The organism is Qipengyuania sphaerica (genome assembly GCF_019711595.1).
Lineage (GTDB): Bacteria > Pseudomonadota > Alphaproteobacteria > Sphingomonadales > Sphingomonadaceae > Qipengyuania > Qipengyuania sphaerica.
Window position 1 is genome coordinate 66,205 of record NZ_JAIGNR010000004.1, and the last position, 23,378, is coordinate 89,582.

Here is a 23,378-nt window from a genome sequence, read left to right on the forward strand (position 1 = left end):
TTAAACCCGCGGGGTAAAATCATCTTAACCATCCGACTCCTTGCAAGAACGGCCTGTCTCACTAAGTGCTGAGTGTGGACCCAAAGACACAGGAGTTTTAACTTATGACAATCGCTGTTGGCGACCGCCTCCCCGACGTGAAGCTGGTCAAGGCAACTGCCGAAGGCCCCGAGCAGGTCCAATCATCGGACTATTTCGCCGGCAAGACCGTGGCGCTGTTTGCCGTACCCGGCGCATTCACCCCCACCTGTTCGGCCAAGCACCTGCCCGGCTATGTCGAAAAGGCCGATGAACTGAAGGCCAAGGGCGTCGACGAGATCGTCGCCACCTCGGTCAACGATGCCTTCGTGCTCGGCGCATGGAAGCAGAGCGACGGCAGCGACGACATCACCATGCTGGCCGACGGCAATGGCGAATTCGCCAAGGCGACCGGGCTGGATGCCGATTTCAGCGGTTTCGGCATGGGTCATCGCAGCCAGCGCTACTCGATGCTGGTCGAAGACGGCGTGGTGAAGCAGCTGAACGTCGAAGAACCCGGCGACTTCAAGGTTTCTAGCGCGGAGCACATGCTCGGCCAGATGTAGTCGGGATTTCCCGGTTAGGATAAAGGGCCCCGCCCTGCCAAACGGCAAGGCGGGGCATCTCTTGAGAATTGCAATTGTAGCTGCCGAGAATGACCGCTTCTGTTGAACGGCAAGCTATTTGCGACTTTCCGATTATGGGGTGGAAACCGGACAACGCGAGAGGGTTTAATTGTCATCGGCGCCGAAGCGTTTCATAGTCGTTTGGTGAAAGCTATATTTGTCCTACCTGTGCTGGCGCTACTTCTCGGTTGCGAGCAACCTGAACCTGCCATCTCGGATGAAGAGTTTGCCGCGTTCCGGGATTCCCATCCGGGCATGATCCAAACCTGCTTGGACGAGGTTCGCTTTGGTGGTTTCATCGAGTGGCGCCCTGATGACCCTGACTGCTATGAAATGCTACCTGCAAAACGATGGAGTGGTCTTTGGGAGCACGGGTGGGAATGGACTAACTTCTGTCCTGACCCAGCAGATACTTGCGATTGGATGGCAAAGCGCGGCATTTGGCTTGTGTTCGCGGACAACGTTGAACTGGATGACAACCTGCCTGATGGAATCCATCGCATCGAGTTTGTTGGTAGGCGAACCAAGGTGCCGGGGAATTTTGGCCACACCGCTAGCTATGAGCACCTAATGATCGTTGACCAGATTATCTCGCTCGAACCCGTCAACGACCAGCGATAATCCATATCCATCGCTGGCGCATTTGAACGACCGCAATCGGGTCGTTAGCTGACTGTCACAGTTTGGATGCGAAAGCCGACCTCACCCATACCCCATGAGCCTAAGGACTTCCTCGCGGCTGCGATGGTCTTCGAGGAAAGTCCCCATCATGCGGCTGGTGACCATGCCGACCCCGGGTGTGCGCACGCCGCGGGCGGTCATGCAGCTGTGCTGGGCGTCGATCACCACTGCCACGCCCTGCGGCTGGAGATGGTCCCAGATGCAGTCGGCGACTTCGGCGGTCAGGCGTTCCTGCACCTGCAGGCGCCGCGCGAAGCCGTGTAGCACGCGGGCGAGCTTGGAGATGCCGACCACGCGGTCGTTCGGCAGATAGGCGATCGCCGCCTTGCCGATGATCGGGGCCATGTGGTGCTCGCAGTGCGACTGGAAGGGGATGTCCTTCAGAAGGACGATCTCGTTATATCCCCCAACTTCCTCGAACACCCGGCTTAGGTGGACGGAGGGGTCCTCGGTGTAACCGAGGCAATATTCCTTCCACGCACGCGCGACGCGCGCAGGCGTGTCGAGCAGGCCCTCGCGGGTGGGATCGTCGCCCGTCCATTCGATCAGCGTGCGGATCGCATCCTGTACGTGCTCGGGAACCGGAGGCTTCCCCGAACCATCCGGGTATTTGGGATCGTCTTCATCGGGGCCGACCAGGCTGCTCACGTGCCGTTTTTCCTTCTGAACTTGTTGCGCATGCGCGCAAGGCGGCTTCCCTTGCGGAAAAGTCCGCCCTTTGCAAATGGCTCGAACATGTCTTCGGGATCTTCGGGATCGAGCAAGGCGCTCTGCGCCAGCTTTTCCTCGGCTTCGTTGAGCTCTGGCGGGTGGTAGCGCAGCAGGTTGCGACCGCCCTCGGTGATCGAGTGATCGATCATCGCCGCCATCGAACCGTGGCGCGAGATCAGGCTGCCGATCTCGTCTTCTTCCAACCCGCAATGTTCGGCGAGTAGCGAATGCCGGATCGCCCTGATCGCATCGCCTGCATGTTCGTTGCCCTTGCGTGTCTTGTCGATGAAGACATCGCATTCGCTGTCGAGACCCATTGATCGATTGTTCATATTGGCAGAGCCGATCCGGATGATCTCGTCGTCCACCACCATGATCTTGGCATGGACGTAGATCGGCGTCGTCCCGGTGAAGGGGTTCCAGATACTGAAGCGGCCCTTGTGGTCTGCCTGTTCGATCGCGGTGACCAGTTCGGCGCGGGCATGGTCCATGGCCTGCTGTTCCAGCCAGCCGTCGGCGTTGCACGGATGGACGATGACGATCTCGGGCGGGTCGTCCTCTTCCAGCCGCGCGATAATCGCCTCGGCGATCGCGCGCGAGGCGAAATACTGGCTTTCCGCATAGATGAAGTGCTTCGCGCGCTTGATATGCTGGACGTAGAGCTGCTCGATCTCGTCGACCTTTTCCCATTCGCGGTGCGCAGCACGGGTGCGGGCGATGCCGACCTCGACATTCTCGAACTGCGCATCGAGTGCGTCGGGCCACGGAGTGCCGGGGCTGTCCTCATAATCGGGCAGCGGCGTGCCGCCGGCGCATGTCCACCTGTCTTCTCCCAGCTCCTCGAGCGCTTTCGCCGCATCGCCTTCGAGCATCATCGTGGCATCGTGCCAGGGATCGTAGCTGCGGCCATTGGGGGTCTTGCGCTTGTCGCAATGTTCGGGGTGGTCGCGCGTGTCCCACCGCTTGTCGGTCATGTCGATGCCACCGCACACCCCGACCTTCCCGTCGAGGACGGCGATCTTCTGGTGGTGGCTGCAGCCGACAGGGTGGGCGGTATCGAACTTGAAGGTGATCCGGCTGTGCCGCACCCAGCGCGCCAGGTCCCACACCATGGTGAAGCGCGTAGGCATGGTGAAGACCGAGAAGTTCCACTTGAGGATTCGGATGTCGAGCTGTTTCCGATTGCGAGCAAGCCAGGCGATAAAACTGCCAAGCCGCTTGGGATAACCGCGTTTCCACGGCCGCTGCCACCACCGGCGGCCACGCTCCAGATGAATGCGCGTGTCGAAATCCCAGCCGATCAGCAGCATGCGGCGCCGCGTGTTGAGCATCGCCTCCTGCATGAAGGCAAAATAATCGGCCGCATCGATGATGACGCTGGCGCGCGTCACTTTTTCATAGCGCCACACGCCAGGTTCGACACCCGGCCCCAGCTGCGAGGTGCAGCTGGGATCGTCTTTTTTCGTTTCGCTCATGCCCCCCTCGCCCACGCCTATTCCTTGGCGTCCTCTTTCTTCTCGGGCGTGATTTCGGCCTCGGCCTTCTCTTCCTTCTTCCGCCGCTCGAAGACGGTGCGCATGTGCTCCATGTCCTCTTCGGTAAGGTGCTTCGCGAAATCGGGGAAGTGCTCGTCTTCCTCTTCCTCGATATGATGGCGATAATCGTGGTCGAAGGTCTTGAACTTCGTCAGCCAGCCGCCTTCGGACATGTCGGTAGCAGCCAGATCGTTGAGCGCCTCGTCGAGTTCGTGATGCTCGGCGACCGAGTGGCGGGTTTCGTCCGTCGTCGGCGGCTTCCTCAGCATGGTAGAATAAAGCGCCTGCTCTTCGGCCGCGGCATGGCCCTTCAGTTCCTTGGTCAGTTCCTCGAACAGCGTCTTGCGCTCATCGGTCTCGCCGCTCGTCTGCAGGATCTTGTCGAGCAATTCGCGATGCTTGTCGTGATCCTGCTTGAGGCGGTCGAAAATTTCCTTGCTGTCGGCCATGTCCGCTTTTCTCCTTTTGCCTTTCAGAACAGGCAGAAGCGAGGCCGGTTCCGTCGAGCTTGAAGATTGGTGCGCCCGCCCGCATATCCTTTCACGCAATGCATGAAAGAGCAGGACCCACCCAGGCGCAGATGCAGCAGATGGCCGAGGCCGTAGTCGCATCGCTGCCCGAACAGTTCCGCGCGCAGATGGGCGAGATCGTGATGCGGGTTGAGGATTTCGCAACACCCGAGCAACTCGCCGCGGTCGATCTCGATGACAAGTGGCAGCTGAGCGGCCTGTACGAAGGACAGGCCTTGCCTGACCGATCCATCTGGGAAAGCCACCGCATGCCTGCGCGCATCTGGCTGTTCCGCCAGCCGCTCATCGCAGAATGGCGCGAGACTGGCGTGCGGATGGACGACCTTGTGCGCCACGTGGTGATCCACGAGGCGGGCCACCACTTCGGCTTTAGCGACGAGGACATGCATGCCCTGGAAGATGGGGCGGACTAGCCCGGCGCCCTGAAACCAGAAAAGCCCACGACCCCGATTTGGGGTCATGGGCTTTTCTGGCGCGCCAGGAAGGATTCGAACCTCCGACCGCCTGATTCGTAGTCAGGTACTCTATCCAGCTGAGCTACTGGCGCGTTGGAGGGCGGCACATAGAAAGGTGCTTGGCGGTTGGCAACACCTAATCGGGCATTTTTGCAAAGAGCGAGGCCGCCAGCGCCACATCGAGCGGGGGTTTGTCGAGTTCGCGCACCTCGGCAGGCGTGAACCAGTCCACTTCCCCGCCTTCGAGAGCCTGCGGATCGCCCTTCCAGCGCGCGCATGTGTAAAGGAGTATGACAATCGGCTTCTCCCGGGCGCCTTCCTCCTCCTGCGCGAAAGTGGCGGGCGCCAGATCGGTCGAATCGATTGCGATTCCCAGCTCCTCCGCGATCTCGCGAACCAGCGCATTTGCTGGTGTTTCGCCCGATTCGACCTTGCCGCCGGGGAATTCCCACAACCCGCCATGATGCTTGCCTGCGGGACGTTTGTGCATCAGCCAGCGCCCTTCCCCGTCCGTCAATGCAAGGGCGACGACCGGAGTCCATGTCGGATTACTTTCCAATTCACCATTTCCTCGAAACACTTTCTTAAGACCTGCCCCAGTATTCCTTAGGTGTCAGCTACGAATTGACATTGGGGGCAATCCAAGTGGTCCGATTTCTGAAAAGACTGAAACAGGACGACCTGGGTGCGACTGCTGTCGAATACGGGCTGATCCTCGCTTTGATTTTCCTGGCGATGATGGGGGCGATCGAAACTTTCGGCCAATCGACGATCAAGATGTGGACCAACGTCTCGTCGAAGGTTGAGGCCGCTGGAGACACCTCCGTCTGACCGGAACACAAAACGTCGGCTGCATTAGCAATTTGTAAATCAGTCGGCGTCAGAACGAGGATAGCTCAAGCCGTTGGACACGGTGAGAGTCGGGTACCGAAGACTGAACCAGGAGACGTAACATGAAGTTCATCAAGAAGCTGCGCCGCAACGAAGAAGGTGCAACCGCCATCGAATACGGCCTGATCGCAGCTCTGATCGCTGTTGCTGCCATGACCGCCATGGGCGCTCTCGGCAACCAGCTGAAGGCAACCTTCGGCAAGGTCAGCAGCACCATGTCGGAAGCAAACACCACCAGCGTCTAATAAGCGCTGCGTCGTTAAGACGAAAAAAGAGGCGGCGAGGGAAACCTCGCCGCCTTTTTTGATGCCCGCCGCAGACCGGCGGGCATTTTCATGTAAGGCTTCAACGCCCGCGAACGACGATCTTGACCTTCTGACCGGCGCTGACGCCCTCGCCCGAGGACAGGCCGTTGAGCACACGGAAACGTTCTTCCTGCGCATTCGTGTACGCCATACGGCGCGCCAGCGAGGAAACGGTATCGCCGCTGCCGACAGTCACCACGTCGATCTTGCGCGGTACGACATTGGCTGCTTCGCTGTCCGAGATGCGCCTCACCGAGGCGAACATCGAGTTGAAGGTGCTGGCCTGGCCCGCCGGCGTGATGGCCAGGAAGTGATAGGCCCGGTCATTCGAGAACTGGTAGGCGAACACCGTCACATCGACCTGCTGGTTTCCGTTGTTGACGCGCGCCGTACCATAGGCAGCGGGCAGTCCGTTGACCGTGGTGGTCTGGATGTTCTGCGGACGGATCTGCTGTTGCTGGCTGAGGCCCGAGAACACACTGTTCACATAGGTCTGCAGATTGCCATTGTATTGGGCCATGGTGAACTGGGCCTGCCCGCTCTGGCCGTTTACCGAAACGGCACGGGTCCCATTGACCATGTAGAAGCCCTGCGGCGCGGTAAAGGCAAGGCGCAGATCCGGGTGGATGAACTGGCTACCTTCGATCACGCCCTGCGCAGGGTCGTCGCCATAGGTCAGGCCTTCGATACGGCTGAGGAAGGTATCGCGATTGGTCACCCCGGTCCCGCCGGCCGCAAGGCTGAGCGCGTTCTGCACACGGCTCGCAGGATCGGGATGGGTCGAAGCCCATTCGGGAATCGTCGCGTTATTGCGACCCTGAAGCCGCGCATCGAGCGCGTTTTGTGCGGCGAGGCTGGCAAGCACCGTCGCCATGGCGCGCGGGTCGTAACCGGCGCGGTTGAGGTAATCTACACCGAGCTTGTCGGCTTCGAGTTCCTGCGAACGCGAGAACTTCAGCGTCAGGAGCTGCGAGCCCTGCATCGCTGCCTGACCCAGCTGCTGGCCGATCCCGCCACCGACGACTGCGCCGACGACTGCGCCGAGAACGCCGAGAAGCTGGTTCTGCTGCGCTTTCTGCTGGCGGCGCTGCGAGTGACGCGCTGCGACGTGGCCGACCTCATGGCCGAGCACGCCGGCCAGTTCCGCCTCGTTGTTCATGAGCGTTACGAGCTGGCGGGTGGTGTAGATATAACCGCCGGGAATGGCGAAAGCGTTGTTCACCGAGCTGTTAAGCAGCGCGACATTGAAGGAATCGCGCGCGCCGCCGAGGCCAGACTGCACGGCGATATTCTTGCCGACGCTCTCGACATATTGGGCCTGGCTCCCGCTCATCGCACCGCCGAACTCGGCGAGGATCTGCGGATTGGCTTCAGCGCCTATCTGCGCTTCGCTCTGCGTGATCGGAGCGTCGGCGCTCGGGATGGGGCCACCCATCGCACAGCCTGCGAGAGTAAGCGACATGAGGGCCGTGGAAGCGGCGGCGAAAGACTTGGTACGCGGCATGGGAATCTCCCCTTGGTAAGGCACGCAAGGTTCCCACCAGCATGCGGCCCGGTTGTTTACCTTTGGGAGAACAGTAGGATGGGGCGGTTTGTTCCCGCCCTCGTCCGCGATAGCGGTCAGCCCGCGATCTTGAGGAAACGCTCTTCGCGCAGACGCTTGAGTTCGTCGGGCGAATATCGCTCGAGCATATCGAGTTCCTCGCCGATTGCCTGCCCAAGCGCCCTGGCTGCCGCGGCAGGATCTCGGTGAGCCCCGCCGACGGGTTCACCGACGATCCGGTCGATCACGCCCAGCTTTTCGAGGTCCTGCGCGGTCACCTTCATGGCTTCGGCTGCATCGGGTGCTTTTTCGGCGGTGCGCCAGAGGATCGAGGCACAGCCTTCGGGCGAAATCACCGAATAGACTGCATGTTCGAGCATCAGCACGCGCTCGGCACTGGCGAGCGCCACCGCGCCGCCCGAACCGCCCTCGCCCACGATGCTCGCCACCATGGGGACCGGCAGCGCAAGGCAGGCCTCGGTTGACCGGGCGATGGCTTCCGCCTGTCCGCGCTCTTCGGCCTCGACGCCCGGGAATGCCCCCGAGGTATCGACCAGCGTCACAACCGGCAGACCGAAACGGCCCGCCAGTTCCATCAGGCGGATCGCCTTGCGGTAGCCTTCGGGCTTGCCCATGCCGAAATTGTGGCGAATGCGGCTGGCAGTATCGTTGCCCTTCTCGTGCCCGATCAGGACGACCTTGCGTCCGTCGAGCTTGGCGAAGCCGCCCATGATCGCCTCGTCTTCCCCGAAATTGCGATCGCCGCCCAGCGGCACGAATTCCTCGAAGGCGTGCTCCACATAGTCGCGGAAATGCGGGCGCGAAGGATGGCGGGCGACCTGCGTCTTCTGCCACGGCGAAAGACCTTCGTAAGTGCTTTCGAGCAGGGTCGCGCTCTTCACTTCGAGCCGTTTCAGCTCGTTGGAGATGTCGACGTCGTCGCCTTCCGACGCTGCACGCAGTTCTGCAATGCGCTGTTCGAGCTCGGCGACCGGCTTTTCGAATTCGAGATAGGAAACCATTGCTGTCCCGCTAGTCGCTGCGGCGAGGCTGCGCAAGCGGGTGACGCTCATTGACCAGTTTCACCAGCCTTGCTGCATCGACATGCGTGTAGATTTGCGTGGTCGCGATATCGGCGTGACCGAGCAGCGTCTGGAGCGCACGAAGGTCCGCCCCGCCCTCCAGAAGGTGCGTCGCAAAGGCATGGCGCAGGACGTGCGGGCTGAGCTTTTCGGGCGGCAGGTCGGCGCGCACCGCCAGTTCCTTGAGCATCTGGTAAAGCCGGATGCGGCTGAGATGACTGCTGCGCGAGGGGAAGAGGAATTTCGAGCCGGTCTCGCGCAAGGCCAGCCAACGCGACAATGCTTTTTTCGCGCGAGTGCTGACGGGAACCAGCCTCGCCTGCCCGCCCTTGCCCGTCACCGTGAGGAAGGGCTCATCGCGCGGAACGGCGGAAACGGGCAGCGAAACCAGCTCTGTCGCGCGCAGCCCCGATCCGTAAAGCAATTCGAGCATCGCCAGCACGCGAACGGCTTCGGGCCTGTCGCTCGCCGCCTCGTTCTCGGCACGGGTGAACAGCGCCTCGACCTGCGCATGGGTGAGTATTTTTGGCAGCGGCCTGCGCGTCGCGGGGCGCGGGAGCGCGTGGGTCGGGTCGTCCTCGCGCTCGCCCTCGTCGACGAGGAAGCCGAAGAACTGGCGCAGCGCCGAAACCTTGCGCGCCAGCGTCGATGGCGCGAGCGAGGACCAGCCCTGTCCCAGTTTCGACAATTGCGCCGGTGTTGCCCGGGCAAGATTTCCCCCGATCAATTCCTCGGCCTGAGCGAGGTCGCGCCCATAGGCGAGCAGCGTATTATGCGCCGCACCACGCTCGGCGGCGAGCATGGCGAGGAAATCGTCGATGTCCGACACGTCAGGCGCGCGCGACTGCCTCTGCGGCAATCATCCGGGCTTCGGCTTCCAGGCCAACGCGGTTGAGCGCCGAAACGATGTGATAGAGGTGGCGCGCGGTCATCTGCTCCCAGCCGGCCCCCTGCATCCCTAGCCCTGCGAGCATGACGACAAGCGCGGCATTGTCGGCTTCGGCCGCCTTGTCGATCATGCGGGTCCAGGCGGTTGGCGCCGAGAGGTTCACTCCCAGCCGGCCGCTATACTCGTTGATATTGGCCGTATTGGTCCGGCCCAGCCCTGCAAGCCCTGCCAGGAGCATGCGCGACTTGCGCTGGCCCGACGAATCGTCATCGTCCTGGAAACTGTCGAGCTGGCCGTCGGAAACCTGCCCGCCATCAGGGTCGGCGAGCGCGAGTAGTGCCCAGCCGACGCTGCCTTCCTCGACCACGCCCGCCCAGCGCAGCGCATCGCGCTCCAGCCCGGCGGTAAGCATCGAGGCGATCAGCGCGCCCGCATCCTCGGCAAAGTCCTCGCTCGGCGTCAGGCGCGCGGCGGCGTAGGCGGTGAGGACAAGTCGGCCGTACTCATCGGAATTCCCGCCCCAGACATCCTTGATTGCCGCAAGGCGCGCGGCGGGCGACGGATCGGTATAGGCATCGCGCAGACGGCTCGCGAGCGTCAGGCCGACGCTGTCGCTCTCGTTCTCGCGATTGGCGTAAAGCTGCGAATAGAGATCGACCATCGCCTTGGAGGACAGGATGCCCGAGGATGCAGCAACGTCGGCTCCGCGCAGCCTTTGCGTGACCGGCAAGGCAGGAATCAGCGCCGAGGACTTGAGGTAGTAATTGCCCAGAGTTTCGGAGAGGTTTTCCGGGATCGGTTCGCCCAGCGCATTGGCGAGCGCGAAGCGCCAGGGGTTCATTTCCTCAACCCCGTCCCACTCGATCGTCACCGCGCGGCGGCCCTGCCCGGCTGCACCCGCGTAACGCTGTGCCAGGAGCACGTCGATCTGGTCGTCGGGCGTCTGGTTGAGCAAACGGCGCAGATCGTTCTGCGCGCTGGTCGTCTCGCCGGCATAGGCAGCGCAGATACCTTCGAACATCGACCACTGCAGGCCGTCGCCATCGACTCCATCGAGGCGGACCACCGGGCAAGCACCGACGATGTCTGCAGTGCCGAGATAGGCTCCGAGTGCGGCATTGGTCAGCGCACCGTTATAGTCCGCCGTGTCGACATCCTGCACCAATGCGCGTGCAGCCGCATGTTCGCCCATGGTGTTGAGCGTGCTGGCGCGCAGCGCGGCGAATTCGACATCGTCCATGCCCTCGGGCGCATTGAGCCTGCTGGCGAGCGCTCGGCGCAACAGGATGTGGCCCCAGCGAGAGACCAGCGGCCCCTTGGTACCTTCGAGTGCCGCGCGGACGATCGAAGCGGGCTGGCGGGCAAGCGAACCGACCGGCAGGCCGCCCTCACCCTGTCCGATAATCCCGACACGCTCGGTCGAGCGGCGCGCGGCAGGGGGAATGTCGTAGCGCGGCTTGAGACCGAAAAGGTCGTCCAGTTCCTCGCTCGTCATCGCTTCGAGTTCGGCAGCGGAGGGAATGTCCGACAGGTCCACTCCCGAAACATCCACCGGCGCGGGCGCGCTGGGTAGCGGTTGCACCACCGCGCCTCCACCGGGCGCAGGAGCGCCCGGTGCCGGGGCCGAGGTCGGCGCAGGCGCAGGAGTCGGCGATGGCGCGGGTGCCGGGTCCTCGAATCCGCGCGGCAAGATGCTCTCGGGCGAATTCTGGGCCCATACAGCTGCCGAGCTGGCGACAAGGGCAACGCCCGCAAGATAAACGCCGCGCTTCACAGCGTGCCCTCGGGCAATTCGACCGGCTGGCTGATCTGGCGCAGAGGCTCTTCGCCCCCGTCGATCCACGCGGCGACGAGAACTCCGATAATACCCAGCAGTACGACCCACAGGATGGCTGAACGTTTGACGGCCAAGTTTTTCGTATCCTCGTGCAACAAAGCGATGCCTTGCCCGCGCCCTAGCGCATCTATAGGCCGAGCGGCAATGAGCAACGCGCACACCTCGACGCAAGCTGTTTCCATCGACCGTCCGCTGGTGCTGGTCGGGTTGATGGGCGTGGGCAAGTCGACCATCGGGCGCAGGCTGGCAGCCGCGCTGGGCAAGGACTTCGTCGACGCGGACGAGGAAATCGAGCGCGCCGCCGATCGCACCGTGAGCGAGATCTTCGAAAGCCACGGCGAGGCCTACTTCCGCGACGGCGAACGGCGTGTGATCGCCCGGCTGCTGGAGGAAGGCCACGGGGTCATTGCCACAGGAGGCGGCGCATTCGTGGATGACGAAACCCGCGCGCTGGTGCTCGAAAACGGCATTGCCATCTGGCTCGATTGCGATCTTGATACGCTGGTGGAGCGCACGTCGCGCAAGAAGACCCGCCCGCTGCTGAAGACCGGCGATCCCCGTGCGATATTGCGGGATCTCAAGGAAAAGCGCAGCCACGCCTATTCGCAGGCTCAAATCCACGTCGTTACCGACGATGGCCCGCACGAAGCGGCGGTCGAACGGATCGTGCAGGAATTGCTGGCATGGCAGTAATCCCCGTCGAACTTGCAGGGCGCAGCTACGAGGTGCGCGTCGAACGCGGCCTTCTCGCCGATATTGCGGGGCAGGCAGCCCCCTTCCTGCGCAAGGCCCGCGTGCCGATCGTCGCCGATGCAAATGCGCGTGCGCACTGGGGCGCAGTGGTCGAGCAATCGCTTGAAGCGGCAGGTAAGGAGCCGCGCTGGTACGAAGTTGCACCGGGTGAAGGCTCGAAAAGCTGGGAAAGCCTCGCTCGCCTTACCGACTGGCTGCTTGCCGAAGGTGTCGAGCGCGGCGACCATGTCCTGGCGCTTGGCGGCGGCGTGGTCGGGGACCTTACCGGTTTCGCCTGCTCCATCCTCAAGCGCGGCTGCGGCTTCGTGCAATTGCCGACCACCCTGCTCGCGCAGGTCGACAGCTCGGTTGGCGGGAAAACCGCGATCAACACCGCGGCGGGCAAGAACCTAGTCGGCGCCTTCCACCAGCCCTCGCTTGTGCTGGCGGATCTCGATTCGCTGGCCACCCTCCCCCCGCGAGAACTGCGGGCAGGCTACGCCGAAGTGCTCAAATACGGAGTGCTGGGCAACGCGGCCTTCTTCGACTGGCTGGATGCGAATGGCGAGCAGGTACTGGCACTCGAACACGCGCCGCTCGAACAGGCGGTAGCCACCAGCGTCGCCGCCAAGGCGCGCATTGTCGCCGAGGACGAGCGCGAAACCAGCGGAACACGCGCGCTGCTCAACCTCGGGCACACATTCGGGCATGCCCTCGAGGCGGAGACAGACTTTTCCGACAAGCTCCTCCACGGCGAGGCTGTGGCGCTCGGCATGGTCCTTGCGGCGCGCTATTCCGCCCGTCGTGGTCTGATGCCGCTGCGCGATGCGGAACGCGTAGTCCGCATTGTCGAGAAGGCCGGCCTTCCCAGCGAGATCGCTGCGCTGGACATGCAGGCGGACGGCAAGGCGCTTGCCGACCATATGCTCCACGACAAGAAGATGGACGCCGGCACGCTGCCCTTCATCCTCCTTCGCGGTATCGGGGAAGCCTACCTTGCCAAGGACGTGGATCTATCGGACATCGCAGCCTTCCTCGACGAGGAATTGCAGGCCCACTGAGGCTGCGCTTTTCCACCGCATAACGCCTCCGCCCCGCGACAAGCCGGGCGGGCGCCGCTAACTCTCCCGCAAAATTTCAGGGAGAGAACCTATGACCGTCGCCGAAGCGACCCCGCGTTTCGACGAGAACGACACAAGCTTCCTCGGCCATCCGAAAGGCTTGGGCTACCTCGCCTTCACCGAGGCATGGGAGCGCTTCTCCTTCTACGGCATGCAGGCGCTGCTGGTCCTCTACATGACCAAGTCGCTGCTGCTTCCCGGCGAAGTCGAGCAGGTTGCCGGCATCGAGCAGCTCCGCGCCCTTTACGGCGGGATCGATGGCCAGCCTTTCGCCAGCGCCATCTTCGGGACCTATGCAGCGAGCGTCTATCTCACGCCGATCCTCGGCGGCTGGCTTGCCGACCGGTTTCTCGGCAAGCGCCGGACCGTCCTCCTCGGCGCAATCACCATGGCGGTCGGCCACTTCCTGATGGCATTCAACGCCACCTTCCTGCTCGCGCTTTTGTGCTTGATCCTCGGTTCGGGCATGTTCAAGGGCAACATCGCGAGCCAGGTTGGCAGCCTTTACAATGCCGAAGACCTGCGCCGTGCAGACGCTTTCCAGATCTTCTACCTCGCCATCAATGCAGGCGTCATCGCCAGCCCGCTGATCGTGGGCACGCTGGGCGAGACGATGGGCTGGCACTGGGGCTTCGGCGCCGCCGGGGTCGGCATGCTGATCGGTCTCGTCATCTACCTCGCAGGCCAGAAATACCTTCCGCGCGAGCATTTCGACGTTGCGGAAAAGACGGCGAAGGAACCCAAGGAGCCGATGACGCGCAAGGACTGGATGGCGACCGCCGCGCTGATCCTGCTGATCCCGGTGCTCGCCATCGCGATCGTGCCGAACAACCAGATTTTCAACGCCTACCTCGTGTGGGGCGATGCCGATTTCGCGCTCTACTGGGGCGATGAGAAACTGCCCACGACCTGGCTGATTACGCTCGACGCGGTGGTTTCGGTGAGCTTCCTCGCCATCGTCGCCGGCTTCTATCGCTGGTGGAAGACCAGGTGGACCGAACCCGACGAGTTGACCAAGATCATCATCGGCTCGCTCTTTTCGATCGGCGGCATGGCCTGCCTCTACCTCGCTGCGGCGACCACGCCGGAAGGCGAGAAGATCGGCCTGTTCTGGCCGGTCATGTTCCACATCGTGAACTCGATCGGCTTTGCGCACATGCTGCCGGTCAGCCTCGCGCTGTTCGCCCGCCTTGCGCCGAGCCAGATCAACGCAACGGTGATCGGGCTCTACTACCTCGCCTTCTTCGCGGGCAATTCGCTGGTCGGCTGGGTCGGCGGCTGGTTCGAGACCATGCCGGTGACGCAGTTCTGGCTCATCCACATGGGCTTTGCCGCCGCAGCCGGCGTCGTTTTCGTGCTGTTCAAGCTGCTGCTCGCCAAGCGGCTGATGGGCAGCGACGAGCCCGAGGACACGGCGCTCGCGTGAGACATTCCACACGTGCGATAATCGCCTTTGTGGGGATCGCATTGCTGGCGAGCCACGCGCTGGCCTTCGCCCTGATGGCGGCGGGGGCCAATCCGTGGTGGGTGCAGGCCGGGGCCGTCAGTGGCCCGACCATTGCCGCATTGATCGCCTTGCGCATCGAACGCGGAAACGCCCGGGAATTTCTTGCCGAACAGCTATTTGCGCACATGCCGAATTGGCGGCTGCTGGCGATCGTACCTCTCGTGGTAGCGCTGTCTTTCCCTGCGCTGATGCTGGCAGGAGGCCATGCTGCCGATTTCCTCGGCACATGGGGCACGCCGTCTGCTTATGGTCTTCTCGCCCTCAATATCTTTGTCGTCGCGCTGCTCGAGGAGATTGGTTGGCGCGGTTATCTCACGCCGTGCCTGCTAAGGCGAATGTCGCCCTTCGTGGTCTCGCTGGTGGTCGGGCTCGTCTGGGCGCTGTGGCATGGACCCAAGCTGTTTTCGCTGCCGATGCTGGGCGTGGTCGCCATCGCGCTCAGCTTTACGATGACCTTCCTGGTTGCCACGCGCAAGGCGGGCCTCATCGGATGCATCATGCTTCACGGCAGCTTCAACGCCGCGGTCATGGCTCTGGAGAATGCGGTGGAATTCGAAACCGCCCTTACCACGTTCAACATCATGGCTGGCGGGATGGTCCTGCTCGCGATTGCGCTGGTTGCGCTGCGGCGGGAATGGTTCTTCGGGAAGCCGGCCAGCCAGGAGACGGCCCGGCCAGCTTCCCCCTAGTCATGCACGCAGGCGGGTAACCTTGCCTACGCCGACGGGCTGGTATTCGGCCATCATCGTATCGTGTTCGGCAAACAGCCGCTCGATTTCGCTGCGGCGATCGAGCATCATGTGTGCGATGCCCGGAGCGAGGCTTTCGCCGTCGCCGATCTTTCCGAGTACTCCGGCAAGGTCGCTCACGGTCGCCTCTTCCGGTGTCTTGTAATAGTGCCCCCTCGCGTCGAAGAAGCCGGTGCCTTTACGTGCCATGCCAGTCGCTCCCTTGCATGAATGTGATTCGGCTCAGGGCGTTACCTTTTGGGCAACAGGGAGTTCTTACCAGCGCGTTTACCACGAATCGCGGTTAATTCAGGCAATTACGCAAGATAGTTGCGCGTTGATGCGAGCTATCTTGCGCGTGATTTTGGTTAATGGGCGGGTGTCGGGCGCTACTCGAGCTCGAGAATCACCTCGTCGACTGCCAGCGAATCGCCTTCGGCCGCGTTGATCTTGCCGACCGTGGCCTGTTTTTCGGCGCGCAGGATGTTCTCCATCTTCATCGCCTCGACCGTGGCGAGCGGCTGGCCCGGCTGGACCTCCTCGCCCTCTGCCACGTGCAATTTCACCAGCAGTCCCGGCATCGGGCAGATCAGCATCTTCGAAAGATCGGGCGGCTCCTTCTCAATCATGTGCGATGCGAGATGGGCGATGCGTGTCTGGAGGATACGAAGTTGGTGCGTCGCGCCGCGCGTGGTCATGGCATAGCCGGTGCGCGTGGGTTTGAGCTGGATCGTATAGAGTTCCAGCGGCTCGGCATCCTCGTCGGCGTCGTTATCGTAAAGCGCCACGTCGACCATGCTTTCGCCCGGCGTGTATTGCATCTCGATCGTGACTTGCTCGCCATCAACCGTCAGCGCGTCCTCGCCGAGAACGACTTCGTGCGTGGTCGAGCCTTCCTCGCGCGGACCGATGCGAATGGTCCAATCGCCCGGAGCATAGTTCTCGTCCGCAAGCTGCTGGTCGATCCGGCGAGCCCGGTCGGCATCGGCGGTGGCGATCACCCCGCCGACAGCTGCCAGCACGCCCTTGAGCCTGTCGTCGGCTGGTGCGCCCTCGAAACCTTCGGGATATTCTTCGGCGATGAAGCCGGTGGTCAGCTCGCCCGAGCGGAAGCGCGGGTGCTGCATGATGGCGCTGAGAAAATCGACATTGTGTCCGAGTCCCTCGATTCGGAAGGCGTCGAGTGCTGCGATCTGCAGGTCGGCCGCCTCGTCGCGCGTTTCGCCCCAGGTGACCAGCTTGGCGATCATCGGGTCGTAGAACATCGACACCTCGCCGCCCTCGAAGACGCCATCGTCTACGCGGATTCCCGCGACGCCGCGGCGGCCATTCTCCTCGCCGTCATCGGCCCATGGCTCGACCGGCGGTTCGTAACGCACGAGGCGGCCCGTCGAGGGAAGGAAGCCGCGATAGGGGTCTTCGGCGTAGACACGGTTCTCGATCGCCCAGCCGTCGATCTTCACGTCATCCTGCGTGATCGAAAGCTTCTCGCCAGCCGCCACGCGGATCATCTGCTCAACCAGGTCGACACCGGTGATCGCCTCGGTGACGGGATGCTCCACCTGCAGGCGGGTGTTCATTTCGAGGAAGTAGAAGCTCTCGCCCGTCGGGTCCGCACCGGAAACGATCAGTTCGACCGTACCTGCGCTGTGATAGTTCACCGCCTTGGACAAGGCCACGCACTGCTCGCCCATGGCCTGTCGCATCTTGGGTGTGACGAAAGGCGAAGGCGCTTCCTCGACCACCTTCTGGTGGCGGCGCTGGATGCTGCATTCGCGCTCGTTGAGGTAGATCACGTTCCCGTGCTTGTCGCCGAGGATCTGGATCTCGATGTGGCGCGGGTTCTCGATGAACTTCTCGATGAAGACGCGGTCGTCGCCGAAGGAATTGAGCCCTTCGCGCTTGGTCGCCTCGAAGCCTTCGCGCACGTCCTTCTCGCTATAGGCGAGGCGCATCCCCTTGCCGCCGCCGCCTGCGCTGGCCTTCATCATCACCGGGTAGCCGATGTCGTTGGAAATCTCGACCGCATGGTCGGTATCGCGGATTTCGCCGACGAAGCCGGGGACGACATTGACGCCCGCTTCCTTCGCCAGCTTCTTCGATTCGATCTTGTCGCCCATCGCCGCGATGGCGTTCACCGGCGGGCCGATGAAGGCGATGTTCTCCGCCTCCAGCGCCTCGACGAAACTCGCGCGTTCGGAAAGGAAACCATAGCCCGGATGCACCGCTTCGGCACCGGTCTGCTTGGCTGCCTCGATAATCTTGTCCGCGATCAGATAGCTTTCGGCAGCGGGCGCGGGACCGATGTGCACCGCCTCGTCCGCCATCCGCACAAAAGGCGCGCGGGCATCGGCATCGGAATAGACAGCCACGGTCTTGATGCCCATCCGGCGGGCGGTCTTGATGACGCGGCAGGCGATTTCACCGCGGTTGGCAATCAGGATCTTGGAAAACAATCGGGCCTCCGACAAGGCGGGTGTGCATTGGATTGCACGCCCATGCCGTAGCGGAGGCCCGGTATCAAGGCAGATGCCTCAATCGCGGTCGATATGACCGATATGCCTGTCTTCGCGCAGGATCAACGAATTGAACTCGTCCCAAATGGCTTTGGCCTTTTCTTCGCCGCCGACCTGGCGTGCAAACTCGGCCTCCCATTGCTTGACTGCGGGGTTAGTTGCCCAACCCATTTCGGCAATCCCGCTACGCATCGGCAAGGCAACGATGCTGTCGTATTCACCGGTCTGCATATGGAAATCGAGTACGCCTTCCCAGCCGAGTGCCTTATCGACCTTTTCGTACATTTCGATGATTTCGTGCGCACGACCGCCCTTACCCGGCTTCCATTTGATCATGCTGACTCGGTACCAGTCGACTTTCGAAAGCTCGGGCGTTTCATGATCGTCGGCAAGTGCAGGTGCAGCCGGAATGGCGAGTCCAATCGCGGCGGCCATTAAGATAAGCTTCTTCATACAGTCCTCTCCCCTGATTTCAGGAATGCGGCCCTAAGAAGCGATCCGAATTGTAATGCTGTTGTCCCCCAGCGCGGGCGAAAGGACGCCTGTCGATGAGAAGAGTCAAGTTTTTTGGATTATCAGTCGGTTTTACGCGCACTCGGCGTATGAAACGAGCGCGCGGGCATAGGCTCCCGCACCCCGGCGGTCACCCTCGCCTTCGAGAAGCCCCTCCATTGCTGTTGCGAGTCGCTGGATGTTTTCGCCCGACAACTGACCGAGCGGTGAGACATAGATGCCGATGCCGAAGAGGATCGCGCCGGTTTCCGGCAAACGGCGCAGGGTCTGGCGTTCTGAGCGCACGAACAGCGTCTCGCCAGCGTTTTCGGCGGTGACATGGGCGAAAGCTTGCTCAGGCGGCTCCGCCACCCAGCGGCGCTCTCCGGTTGCCGCGACAAACCAGTTGCAACGTCCGTAAATCGCGCCTGGCTTGAGCTTGGCCATGAAGTGATCGACGCCGCTCGCGAGCTGCTCCTCATAGCCCTGGATCGGCGCGTGAAGCGCGCGCAAGGGAAGGCCCATCTTGTCGGCGGGCGTCCAATCGGATGGCCATGCCACCGCCGCGCCGACAAGGCGGTACTGCTCGTCGCCGGGCCGCAGGGTGAGGAGGCACATGTCCTCGTGATGGGCGTGAGCGGCTTCGGGCAGACCGCCCGACAGGCCAAGCATGGCGGCAAGTTCCGCGCCCGGTTCCTCGCCCTTGGGCGAAAGTTGGATGCCTTCGGGATAGGCCGCAAACCCCTCGGCCCGCGCGGCAAGATCGGGATCAGGCTGGAGCCACGCGCCCTCGTCCAGCTTGGCCAGCCCCATCTTGAGCACACCGCCACCCCGCGCGCGCGGGAGGAGGTCGTCGACGGAGAAACCGAGGGTCACGCGCTTCCCCTGATCAGTTCACATATCCTTATAAAGAGGCTCACCGGAGACGTTACTCAGCATCAGCGAGGCCAGTTCATCAGTTCGTTTGAGAGTAACATTCTTGAGGCAGATATACTCCAGCATCGGCGCCATCGAGCCGCCGTCAGCCGCAAATATGCGACAATGTACGTCACGGTATTTCAGCCATGCGCGCTGGCCAGCCAATAGCGCTTCGAAATGCGACTTTCGGCCTATGTCCTTATTCGGCGGCCAATCGGCATCGAGCCGCTTCATGATTGCAGCTGTCCTTTTCCATTGAGCATTCATTTCGGCATCAGCCTGACGGAATTCAGTGACGGCGCAGTGAGTGAGTTCGCTTTGCGGCCCATCCCAGCATTCGGGCGGATCGCGCCAGTCTGTTGCACCTTGCTGGGCGACGGCTGTTTGCAGCAACAGTGAGAAGAGGATCACTCCGCAACCTCGTCCAGATCCTCGCCCGCAGGCGGCATGTTGTGGCCCAGCAGGCGCAGCACGTCCGCCGCGCATTCGACCACATTGCTGCCCGGGCCGTAGATGCCCTGCACCCCGGCATCGCGCAGGAAGTCGTAATCCTTCTGCGGGATCACGCCGCCCGCGATCACCTTGATGTCGCTGCGGCCTGCATCGCGCAGATGGCCGATCAGTTCGGGGATGAGCGTCTTGTGGCCGGCCGCAAGGCTGCTCGCACCGATGGCGTCGACATCGTGTTCGAGCGCCATGTCGCGGGTTTCTTCCGGCGTCTGGAACAGCGGGCCGGAAACGACCTCGAAGCCCATGTCAGCAAAGGCGCTGGCGATCACGTTCGCGCCGCGGTCGTGTCCGTCCTGGCCCATCTTGGCGACCATCAGGCGCGGTGCGCGGCCCAGGCGGCGCTGGACCGCCTGCACACCCTCGACAACCCGCTCGTAGAACGGATCGCCTGAATAGGCCTGCGAATACACACCGCTGACGGGTTTCGGCATGGTGTCGTAGCGCCCGAAAGCCGTTTCCATCGCCGCCGAAATCTCACCCAGCGTCGCGTTGGCGCGCGCGCATTCGACCGCGCGGGCAAGGAGGTTCTGGTCGCCGCCTGCCTGCAATTCGGCCATCTGCGACGGACGCAATGGCACGCCGCGCTCGTCGCGCCCGTCGGCCAGCTTCTCGCGCGCGGCGCTCGGATTGGCATAGGCGGCTTCGGTCAGCGCTTTGAGCGCAGCCTGGCAGGCGTCCTCGTCACGGCCTTCGCGTACGCGCTGGATGCGCTCGATCTGGCTCTGGCGAACCGCATGGTTATCGATATCGAGCGTGTCGATATCGGCCTCTGTCGGCAGGCGGTACTTGTTGACGCCCACGATGACCGTGTCACCCTTGTCGACGCTCGCCTGCTTGGCGGCGGCGGCTTCCTCGATCTGCGCCTTGGGCTTGCCGGTCGCGACATAGGCGGTCATCCCTCCCGCCGCGTCGACTTCCTCCAGCAGCGCGCGCGCCTGCTCCACCAGCGCGGCGGTGAGGCTTTCGATGTAGTAGCTGCCGCCCAGCGGATCGGCGACATTGGTGATGCCGGTCTCTTCCTGGATCACCAGCTGCGTGTTGCGCGCGATGCGGGCGGAGAAGTCCGTCGGCAGCGCGATCGCTTCGTCCAGCGCATTGGTGTGGAGCGACTGCGTACCGCCCAGCACCGCTGCCATCGCTTCGATCGTGGTGCGGATGACGTTGTTGTAGGGGTCCTGCTCCTGCAGCGAGACACCGCTCGTCTGGCAATGCGTGCGCAGCATCTTCGACTTGGGGTTCTGCGCCCCCAGCCCTTCCATCACATCGTGCCACAGCGCACGCGCGGCGCGCATCTTGGCGATCTCCATGAAGAAGTTCATGCCGATGCCCCAGAAGAAGGACAGGCGCGGCGCGAAGGCATCGATATCGAGACCCGCTTCCATCGCGCGCTTGGCGTATTCCTTGCCGTCGGCGATGGTAAAGGCGAGTTCCTGAACCGCCGTGGCGCCTGCCTCGTGCATGTGATAGCCCGAGATCGAAATGCTGTTGAATTTCGGCATGTTGGCCGAAGTATATGCGATGATGTCGGAGACGATCCGCATGCTCGGTTCGGGCGGGTAGATATAGGTGTTGCGGACCATGAACTCCTTGAGGATGTCGTTCTGGATGGTCCCGGCGAGCTTCTCCTGGCTCACCCCCTGCCGCTCCGCCGCTACGATGTAGAAAGCGAGCACCGGAATCACCGCGCCATTCATCGTCATCGACACGCTCATCGTGTCGAGCGGAATCTGGTCGAACAGGATTTCCATGTCGCGCACGGTGTCGATGGCGACGCCAGCCTTGCCGACATCGCCGACCACGCGCGGGTGGTCGCTGTCATAACCGCGGTGCGTGGCAAGGTCGAAAGCGACCGACAGGCCCTTCTGGCCCGCCGCGAGGTTGCGGCGATAGAAGGCGTTCGATTCCTCGGCAGTGGAGAAACCTGCGTATTGGCGGATCGTCCACGGGCGGCCGGTGTACATCGAGGCATAGGGCCCGCGCGTAAACGGCGCGATGCCGGGGACGCCGGGGTCGAGATCGGCAGTGTCCTCGCTGGTATATAGCGGCTTTACTGCAATCCCTTCCGGCGTGTGCCAGGTGAGGTCGCGGCCCTTCACCTCCTTGTCGGCGAGGGGCTTCCAGTCTTCGTAGGTGCGTTTGTCGGTCATGGGCTTTCCCCTAACCGCATTCCTATGCGCAGAAAAGCCGCCGCTGGGATTTCCACGACCGGCTCAACCGGCCTCGCTCAGCCTCACCCAGAAGCCCTTTCCCGGATTGTCGCGATCACGCTGTCCGAGGGCCTGTTGCTTCACCTCGCCGACAAGCTGCCCGTCGATGTTCCACAGCCGCAGACGCAAATCGTGAGTGACCCCAAATCCAACCCCCTCGAGCTGCGCGTCCAACCTGATCTTGAAGGGCCCGTCGCCGCCGACAGAGCGAACCAGCACGTCACGTCCGTCAAGCGATGCCCGTGGCTGCAACGGGTTCCGAAAATCCAGCGTCAAACGAGCCACCGGGCCGTTTCCACCTATCGTGCCGCTCCAATAGCCCTCCAGCGCCTCGGGCACCTTGGGAGAGCGCCAATAGAGATTGCTCTGCGTCTCGAATGACCTGATCATCTCCTCGCCCAGCACAGCCTCTGCAGTCGCATTGCCTTCGTTGATTGCGACGGCGATCACGAGGCCAAGCTCGGGCATTATCGCAAGGCGCGTCTTGGCGCCCGCCATCCCGCCGCCATGGCTAACGTACAGCGTCTCGGCGGGATATTCCTCGGGCCAGAGGCCGTGTGCCGCGCCCTTGCCCTCCTCACCCTGGTCATTGGTAATCATCAACCGGGCCGCATGCTGGCTCATGAGGGTGCTTTCGCCGCGATAGGCCCTGAGCCAGAATTGTCCGAACCGGATCATGTCTCGCACGGACATGAACGCGTTGGCTGCACCGGGATGGGATGTATTGACACCAGGGACGATCGATCCATCGGCCATGTATCGCTGCGCGCTTCCCGATGGACGCTCCCTCCCGGTATGAATGTAGGCGCTGGCCATGCCGAGCGGTTCGAACAGGCGTGTGCGGATAAAATCTTCGTAGGCCATACCCGATTGCCTACGAATGATCTCCGCCAGGATTTCATATCCGAGGTTGGAATATTCGCTGCTCACTCCGGGCGGCAGGATCGTGTAGCCGTGCTCTTGCATCAGCTCTGCAAAGCTCGGGCGCACCCGGCTTTCATCGGCATATATCGGTTCGTAGAAAAACGGCAGGCCGGCCGTGTGGCTCATCACCCTGCCAAGCGTAATCTCTTTTTCCCGCCCATAGGTGGGCCGGACACCATCGTTCCCGAGATAGCGATTGACCGGAGTTTCCAGATCAAGCTTTCCCTCATCGACCAGCAACATGATCGCTGCCGCCGTGATGAACTTCGTGACAGAGGCTATTGGGAAGACAGTGTCGACAGTAGCATCGATTCCGGCTTCGCGGTCGGCCATGCCGAACCCGCGCAGGTAGAGCGTGCGGTCGCCGCGTGCCGCAGCAACGGCCCCGCCGACTATACCATATTCAATGGCCGACTGTGCGATCCGTCGATCAAGATGAGCCTCGTCCCCGAACTGGTAATCCGAATGGGAAACTGGCACGTCGTCGGTCTGTGCGGCGAGCGGTGTCGAAGCGAGGATAAGCAGGACTGCTGCGGAAAACTGGCGCGAATACAAGGTGGACCTCCCAGTTAACGACGGGAGGAACACCGTCTCAAGGTAAGGCGATAGCCTCTATCGAT

At 62.5% G+C, this 23,378-nt stretch carries 25 protein-coding genes, 1 tRNA gene and 1 pseudogene; 9 read left to right on the top strand and 18 right to left on the bottom strand.

Annotated elements, in window-relative coordinates; genetic code table 11:
• Nucleotides 1–104: 104 nt before the first annotated feature.
• Together K3178_RS12285 and K3178_RS12290 are read left to right on the top strand one after the other, a co-directional pair.
• Nucleotides 105–584 (top strand): peroxiredoxin, encoded by a 480-nt coding sequence (locus K3178_RS12285; RefSeq protein ID WP_221571730.1) that lies wholly within the window; start codon nucleotides 105–107, stop codon nucleotides 582–584.
• 102 nt (nucleotides 585–686) lie between these two features.
• On the top strand, nucleotides 687–1,265 hold the full coding sequence (locus K3178_RS12290; protein WP_221571731.1) for a hypothetical protein: 579 nt from the start codon (nucleotides 687–689) through the stop codon (nucleotides 1,263–1,265).
• 81 nt (nucleotides 1,266–1,346) lie between these two features.
• On the opposite strand, the gene folE is transcribed toward K3178_RS12290, so the two are convergent.
• Genes folE through K3178_RS12305 form a run of 3 tightly spaced genes read right to left on the bottom strand, consistent with a single transcriptional unit; the run spans nucleotide 1,347 to nucleotide 4,020 of the window.
• Entirely contained in the window at nucleotides 1,347–1,973 is a 627-nt protein-coding gene (folE, locus tag K3178_RS12295) for a GTP cyclohydrolase I FolE (RefSeq protein ID WP_221571732.1), read from the bottom strand.
• Nucleotides 1,970–3,511 (bottom strand): phospholipase D-like domain-containing protein, encoded by a 1,542-nt coding sequence (locus K3178_RS12300; RefSeq protein WP_247713770.1) that lies wholly within the window; start codon nucleotides 3,509–3,511, stop codon nucleotides 1,970–1,972. Before K3178_RS12300 ends, folE begins: the two co-directional genes overlap by 4 nt.
• 17 nt (nucleotides 3,512–3,528) lie before the next feature.
• Entirely contained in the window at nucleotides 3,529–4,020 is a 492-nt protein-coding gene (locus K3178_RS12305; protein WP_221571734.1) for a hemerythrin domain-containing protein, read from the bottom strand.
• A 140-nt stretch (nucleotides 4,021–4,160) separates the two neighbouring features.
• On the opposite strand from K3178_RS12305, the gene K3178_RS12310 reads away from it, so the two are divergent.
• Complete coding sequence (locus tag K3178_RS12310) at nucleotides 4,161–4,514, top strand: metallopeptidase family protein (RefSeq protein ID WP_247713771.1); 354 nt, start codon at nucleotides 4,161–4,163, stop codon at nucleotides 4,512–4,514.
• A gap of 57 nt (nucleotides 4,515–4,571) precedes the next feature.
• Here the strand turns inward: K3178_RS12310 and K3178_RS12315 are convergent.
• Nucleotides 4,572–4,648: transfer RNA gene (locus K3178_RS12315), tRNA-Arg, on the bottom strand.
• 44 nt (nucleotides 4,649–4,692) lie between these two features.
• Nucleotides 4,693–5,136, bottom strand: a complete 444-nt coding sequence (locus K3178_RS12320) for a (deoxy)nucleoside triphosphate pyrophosphohydrolase (protein ID WP_345719900.1) — start codon at nucleotides 5,134–5,136, stop codon at nucleotides 4,693–4,695.
• Between the two features lie 65 nt (nucleotides 5,137–5,201).
• On the opposite strand from K3178_RS12320, the gene K3178_RS12325 reads away from it, so the two are divergent.
• Together K3178_RS12325 and K3178_RS12330 are read left to right on the top strand one after the other, a co-directional pair.
• The gene (locus tag K3178_RS12325) at nucleotides 5,202–5,387 is read left to right on the top strand and encodes a Flp family type IVb pilin (protein WP_221571737.1); all 186 of its coding nucleotides are present in this window, start codon (nucleotides 5,202–5,204) and stop codon (nucleotides 5,385–5,387) included.
• A gap of 122 nt (nucleotides 5,388–5,509) precedes the next feature.
• Nucleotides 5,510–5,692, top strand: a complete 183-nt coding sequence (locus K3178_RS12330; RefSeq protein ID WP_221571738.1) for a Flp family type IVb pilin — start codon at nucleotides 5,510–5,512, stop codon at nucleotides 5,690–5,692.
• Between the two features lie 100 nt (nucleotides 5,693–5,792).
• Here the strand turns inward: K3178_RS12330 and K3178_RS12335 are convergent, their stop codons facing one another.
• The 6 genes and pseudogenes from K3178_RS12335 to K3178_RS12355 form a co-directional block, all read right to left on the bottom strand.
• A complete protein-coding gene (locus tag K3178_RS12335; RefSeq protein ID WP_221571739.1) occupies nucleotides 5,793–7,256 on the bottom strand; it encodes a M48 family metalloprotease in 1,464 nt (487 codons plus the stop codon).
• A gap of 116 nt (nucleotides 7,257–7,372) precedes the next feature.
• Nucleotides 7,373–8,317 (bottom strand): acetyl-CoA carboxylase carboxyltransferase subunit alpha, encoded by a 945-nt coding sequence (locus tag K3178_RS12340; protein ID WP_221571902.1) that lies wholly within the window; start codon nucleotides 8,315–8,317, stop codon nucleotides 7,373–7,375.
• 10 nt (nucleotides 8,318–8,327) lie between these two features.
• Nucleotides 8,328–9,206 carry a tyrosine recombinase gene (locus K3178_RS12345; RefSeq protein WP_221571740.1) on the bottom strand — a complete coding sequence of 293 codons (879 nt, stop codon included), beginning with the start codon at nucleotides 9,204–9,206 and terminating at the stop codon, nucleotides 8,328–8,330.
• A gap of 1 nt (nucleotide 9,207) precedes the next feature.
• Nucleotides 9,208–10,761, bottom strand: coding sequence for a hypothetical protein (locus tag K3178_RS12350; RefSeq protein WP_247713798.1), 1,554 nt, complete (start codon nucleotides 10,759–10,761; stop codon nucleotides 9,208–9,210).
• Nucleotides 10,762–10,857: 96 nt separating this feature from the next.
• Nucleotides 10,858–10,935, bottom strand: a pseudogene (locus tag K3178_RS14430) (acetyl-CoA carboxylase biotin carboxyl carrier protein subunit); the annotation flags it as partial.
• 101 nt (nucleotides 10,936–11,036) lie between these two features.
• On the bottom strand, nucleotides 11,037–11,177 hold the full coding sequence (locus K3178_RS12355; protein ID WP_221571742.1) for a hypothetical protein: 141 nt from the start codon (nucleotides 11,175–11,177) through the stop codon (nucleotides 11,037–11,039).
• Nucleotides 11,178–11,247: 70 nt separating this feature from the next.
• Between K3178_RS12355 and K3178_RS12360 the strand changes: the two genes are divergently transcribed.
• The 4 genes from K3178_RS12360 to K3178_RS14405 all read left to right on the top strand — a co-directional run bounded on the left by K3178_RS12360 (nucleotide 11,248) and on the right by K3178_RS14405 (nucleotide 15,152).
• Complete coding sequence (locus tag K3178_RS12360; RefSeq protein ID WP_221571743.1) at nucleotides 11,248–11,796, top strand: shikimate kinase; 549 nt, start codon at nucleotides 11,248–11,250, stop codon at nucleotides 11,794–11,796.
• Entirely contained in the window at nucleotides 11,787–12,896 is a 1,110-nt protein-coding gene (gene aroB / locus K3178_RS12365; protein WP_221571744.1) for a 3-dehydroquinate synthase, read from the top strand. Before K3178_RS12360 ends, aroB begins: the two co-directional genes overlap by 10 nt.
• A 91-nt stretch (nucleotides 12,897–12,987) precedes the next feature.
• A complete protein-coding gene (locus K3178_RS12370) occupies nucleotides 12,988–14,382 on the top strand; it encodes a peptide MFS transporter (protein ID WP_221571745.1) in 1,395 nt (464 codons plus the stop codon).
• Nucleotides 14,379–15,152, top strand: a complete 774-nt coding sequence (locus K3178_RS14405; protein ID WP_221571746.1) for a CPBP family intramembrane glutamic endopeptidase — start codon at nucleotides 14,379–14,381, stop codon at nucleotides 15,150–15,152. Before K3178_RS12370 ends, K3178_RS14405 begins: the two co-directional genes overlap by 4 nt.
• Here K3178_RS14405 and K3178_RS12380 read toward each other — a convergent pair whose 3' ends face one another.
• From K3178_RS12380 to K3178_RS12410, 7 genes are all read right to left on the bottom strand, one after another.
• On the bottom strand, nucleotides 15,153–15,401 hold the full coding sequence (locus tag K3178_RS12380) for a hypothetical protein (protein ID WP_221571747.1): 249 nt from the start codon (nucleotides 15,399–15,401) through the stop codon (nucleotides 15,153–15,155). It lies immediately after the preceding gene.
• A 179-nt stretch (nucleotides 15,402–15,580) separates the two neighbouring features.
• Nucleotides 15,581–17,647, bottom strand: coding sequence for an acetyl-CoA carboxylase biotin carboxylase subunit (locus K3178_RS12385; RefSeq protein ID WP_221571748.1), 2,067 nt, complete (start codon nucleotides 17,645–17,647; stop codon nucleotides 15,581–15,583).
• Between the two features lie 78 nt (nucleotides 17,648–17,725).
• On the bottom strand, nucleotides 17,726–18,160 hold the full coding sequence (locus K3178_RS12390) for a hypothetical protein (RefSeq protein ID WP_221571749.1): 435 nt from the start codon (nucleotides 18,158–18,160) through the stop codon (nucleotides 17,726–17,728).
• A 132-nt stretch (nucleotides 18,161–18,292) separates the two neighbouring features.
• Nucleotides 18,293–19,075: a heme-dependent oxidative N-demethylase family protein gene (locus K3178_RS12395; RefSeq protein WP_221571750.1), complete on the bottom strand. Its 783-nt coding sequence runs from the start codon at nucleotides 19,073–19,075 to the stop codon at nucleotides 18,293–18,295.
• A gap of 18 nt (nucleotides 19,076–19,093) precedes the next feature.
• Nucleotides 19,094–19,528, bottom strand: a complete 435-nt coding sequence (locus K3178_RS12400) for a lysozyme inhibitor LprI family protein (RefSeq protein ID WP_221571751.1) — start codon at nucleotides 19,526–19,528, stop codon at nucleotides 19,094–19,096.
• Nucleotides 19,525–21,774: a methylmalonyl-CoA mutase gene (gene scpA / locus K3178_RS12405; protein ID WP_221571752.1), complete on the bottom strand. Its 2,250-nt coding sequence runs from the start codon at nucleotides 21,772–21,774 to the stop codon at nucleotides 19,525–19,527. The genes K3178_RS12400 and scpA overlap by 4 nt, the downstream gene beginning before the upstream one ends.
• A 63-nt stretch (nucleotides 21,775–21,837) precedes the next feature.
• Nucleotides 21,838–23,313 carry a serine hydrolase domain-containing protein gene (locus K3178_RS12410; protein ID WP_221571753.1) on the bottom strand — a complete coding sequence of 492 codons (1,476 nt, stop codon included), beginning with the start codon at nucleotides 23,311–23,313 and terminating at the stop codon, nucleotides 21,838–21,840.
• Between the last annotated feature and the right edge of the window lie 65 nt (nucleotides 23,314–23,378).

What these genes read in the sequence shown, in the direction of transcription:
- K3178_RS12285 (WP_221571730.1), top strand. Translation starts at nt 105, where the DNA reads ATGACAATCGCTGTTGGCGACCGCCTCCCCGACGTGAAGCTGGTCAAG.
- K3178_RS12300 (WP_247713770.1), bottom strand. Translation starts at nt 3,511, where the DNA reads ATGAGCGAAACGAAAAAAGACGATCCCAGCTGCACCTCGCAGCTGGGG.
- K3178_RS12305 (WP_221571734.1), bottom strand. Translation starts at nt 4,020, where the DNA reads ATGGCCGACAGCAAGGAAATTTTCGACCGCCTCAAGCAGGATCACGAC.
- K3178_RS12310 (WP_247713771.1), top strand. Translation starts at nt 4,161, where the DNA reads ATGGCCGAGGCCGTAGTCGCATCGCTGCCCGAACAGTTCCGCGCGCAG.
- K3178_RS12330 (WP_221571738.1), top strand. Translation starts at nt 5,510, where the DNA reads ATGAAGTTCATCAAGAAGCTGCGCCGCAACGAAGAAGGTGCAACCGCC.
- K3178_RS12335 (WP_221571739.1), bottom strand. Translation starts at nt 7,256, where the DNA reads ATGCCGCGTACCAAGTCTTTCGCCGCCGCTTCCACGGCCCTCATGTCG.
- K3178_RS12340 (WP_221571902.1), bottom strand. Translation starts at nt 8,317, where the DNA reads ATGGTTTCCTATCTCGAATTCGAAAAGCCGGTCGCCGAGCTCGAACAG.
- K3178_RS12350 (WP_247713798.1), bottom strand. Translation starts at nt 10,761, where the DNA reads ATGACGAGCGAGGAACTGGACGACCTTTTCGGTCTCAAGCCGCGCTAC.
- K3178_RS12360 (WP_221571743.1), top strand. Translation starts at nt 11,248, where the DNA reads ATGAGCAACGCGCACACCTCGACGCAAGCTGTTTCCATCGACCGTCCG.
- aroB (WP_221571744.1), top strand. Translation starts at nt 11,787, where the DNA reads ATGGCAGTAATCCCCGTCGAACTTGCAGGGCGCAGCTACGAGGTGCGC.
- K3178_RS12370 (WP_221571745.1), top strand. Translation starts at nt 12,988, where the DNA reads ATGACCGTCGCCGAAGCGACCCCGCGTTTCGACGAGAACGACACAAGC.
- K3178_RS12380 (WP_221571747.1), bottom strand. Translation starts at nt 15,401, where the DNA reads ATGGCACGTAAAGGCACCGGCTTCTTCGACGCGAGGGGGCACTATTAC.
- K3178_RS12390 (WP_221571749.1), bottom strand. Translation starts at nt 18,160, where the DNA reads ATGAAGAAGCTTATCTTAATGGCCGCCGCGATTGGACTCGCCATTCCG.
- scpA (WP_221571752.1), bottom strand. Translation starts at nt 21,774, where the DNA reads ATGACCGACAAACGCACCTACGAAGACTGGAAGCCCCTCGCCGACAAG.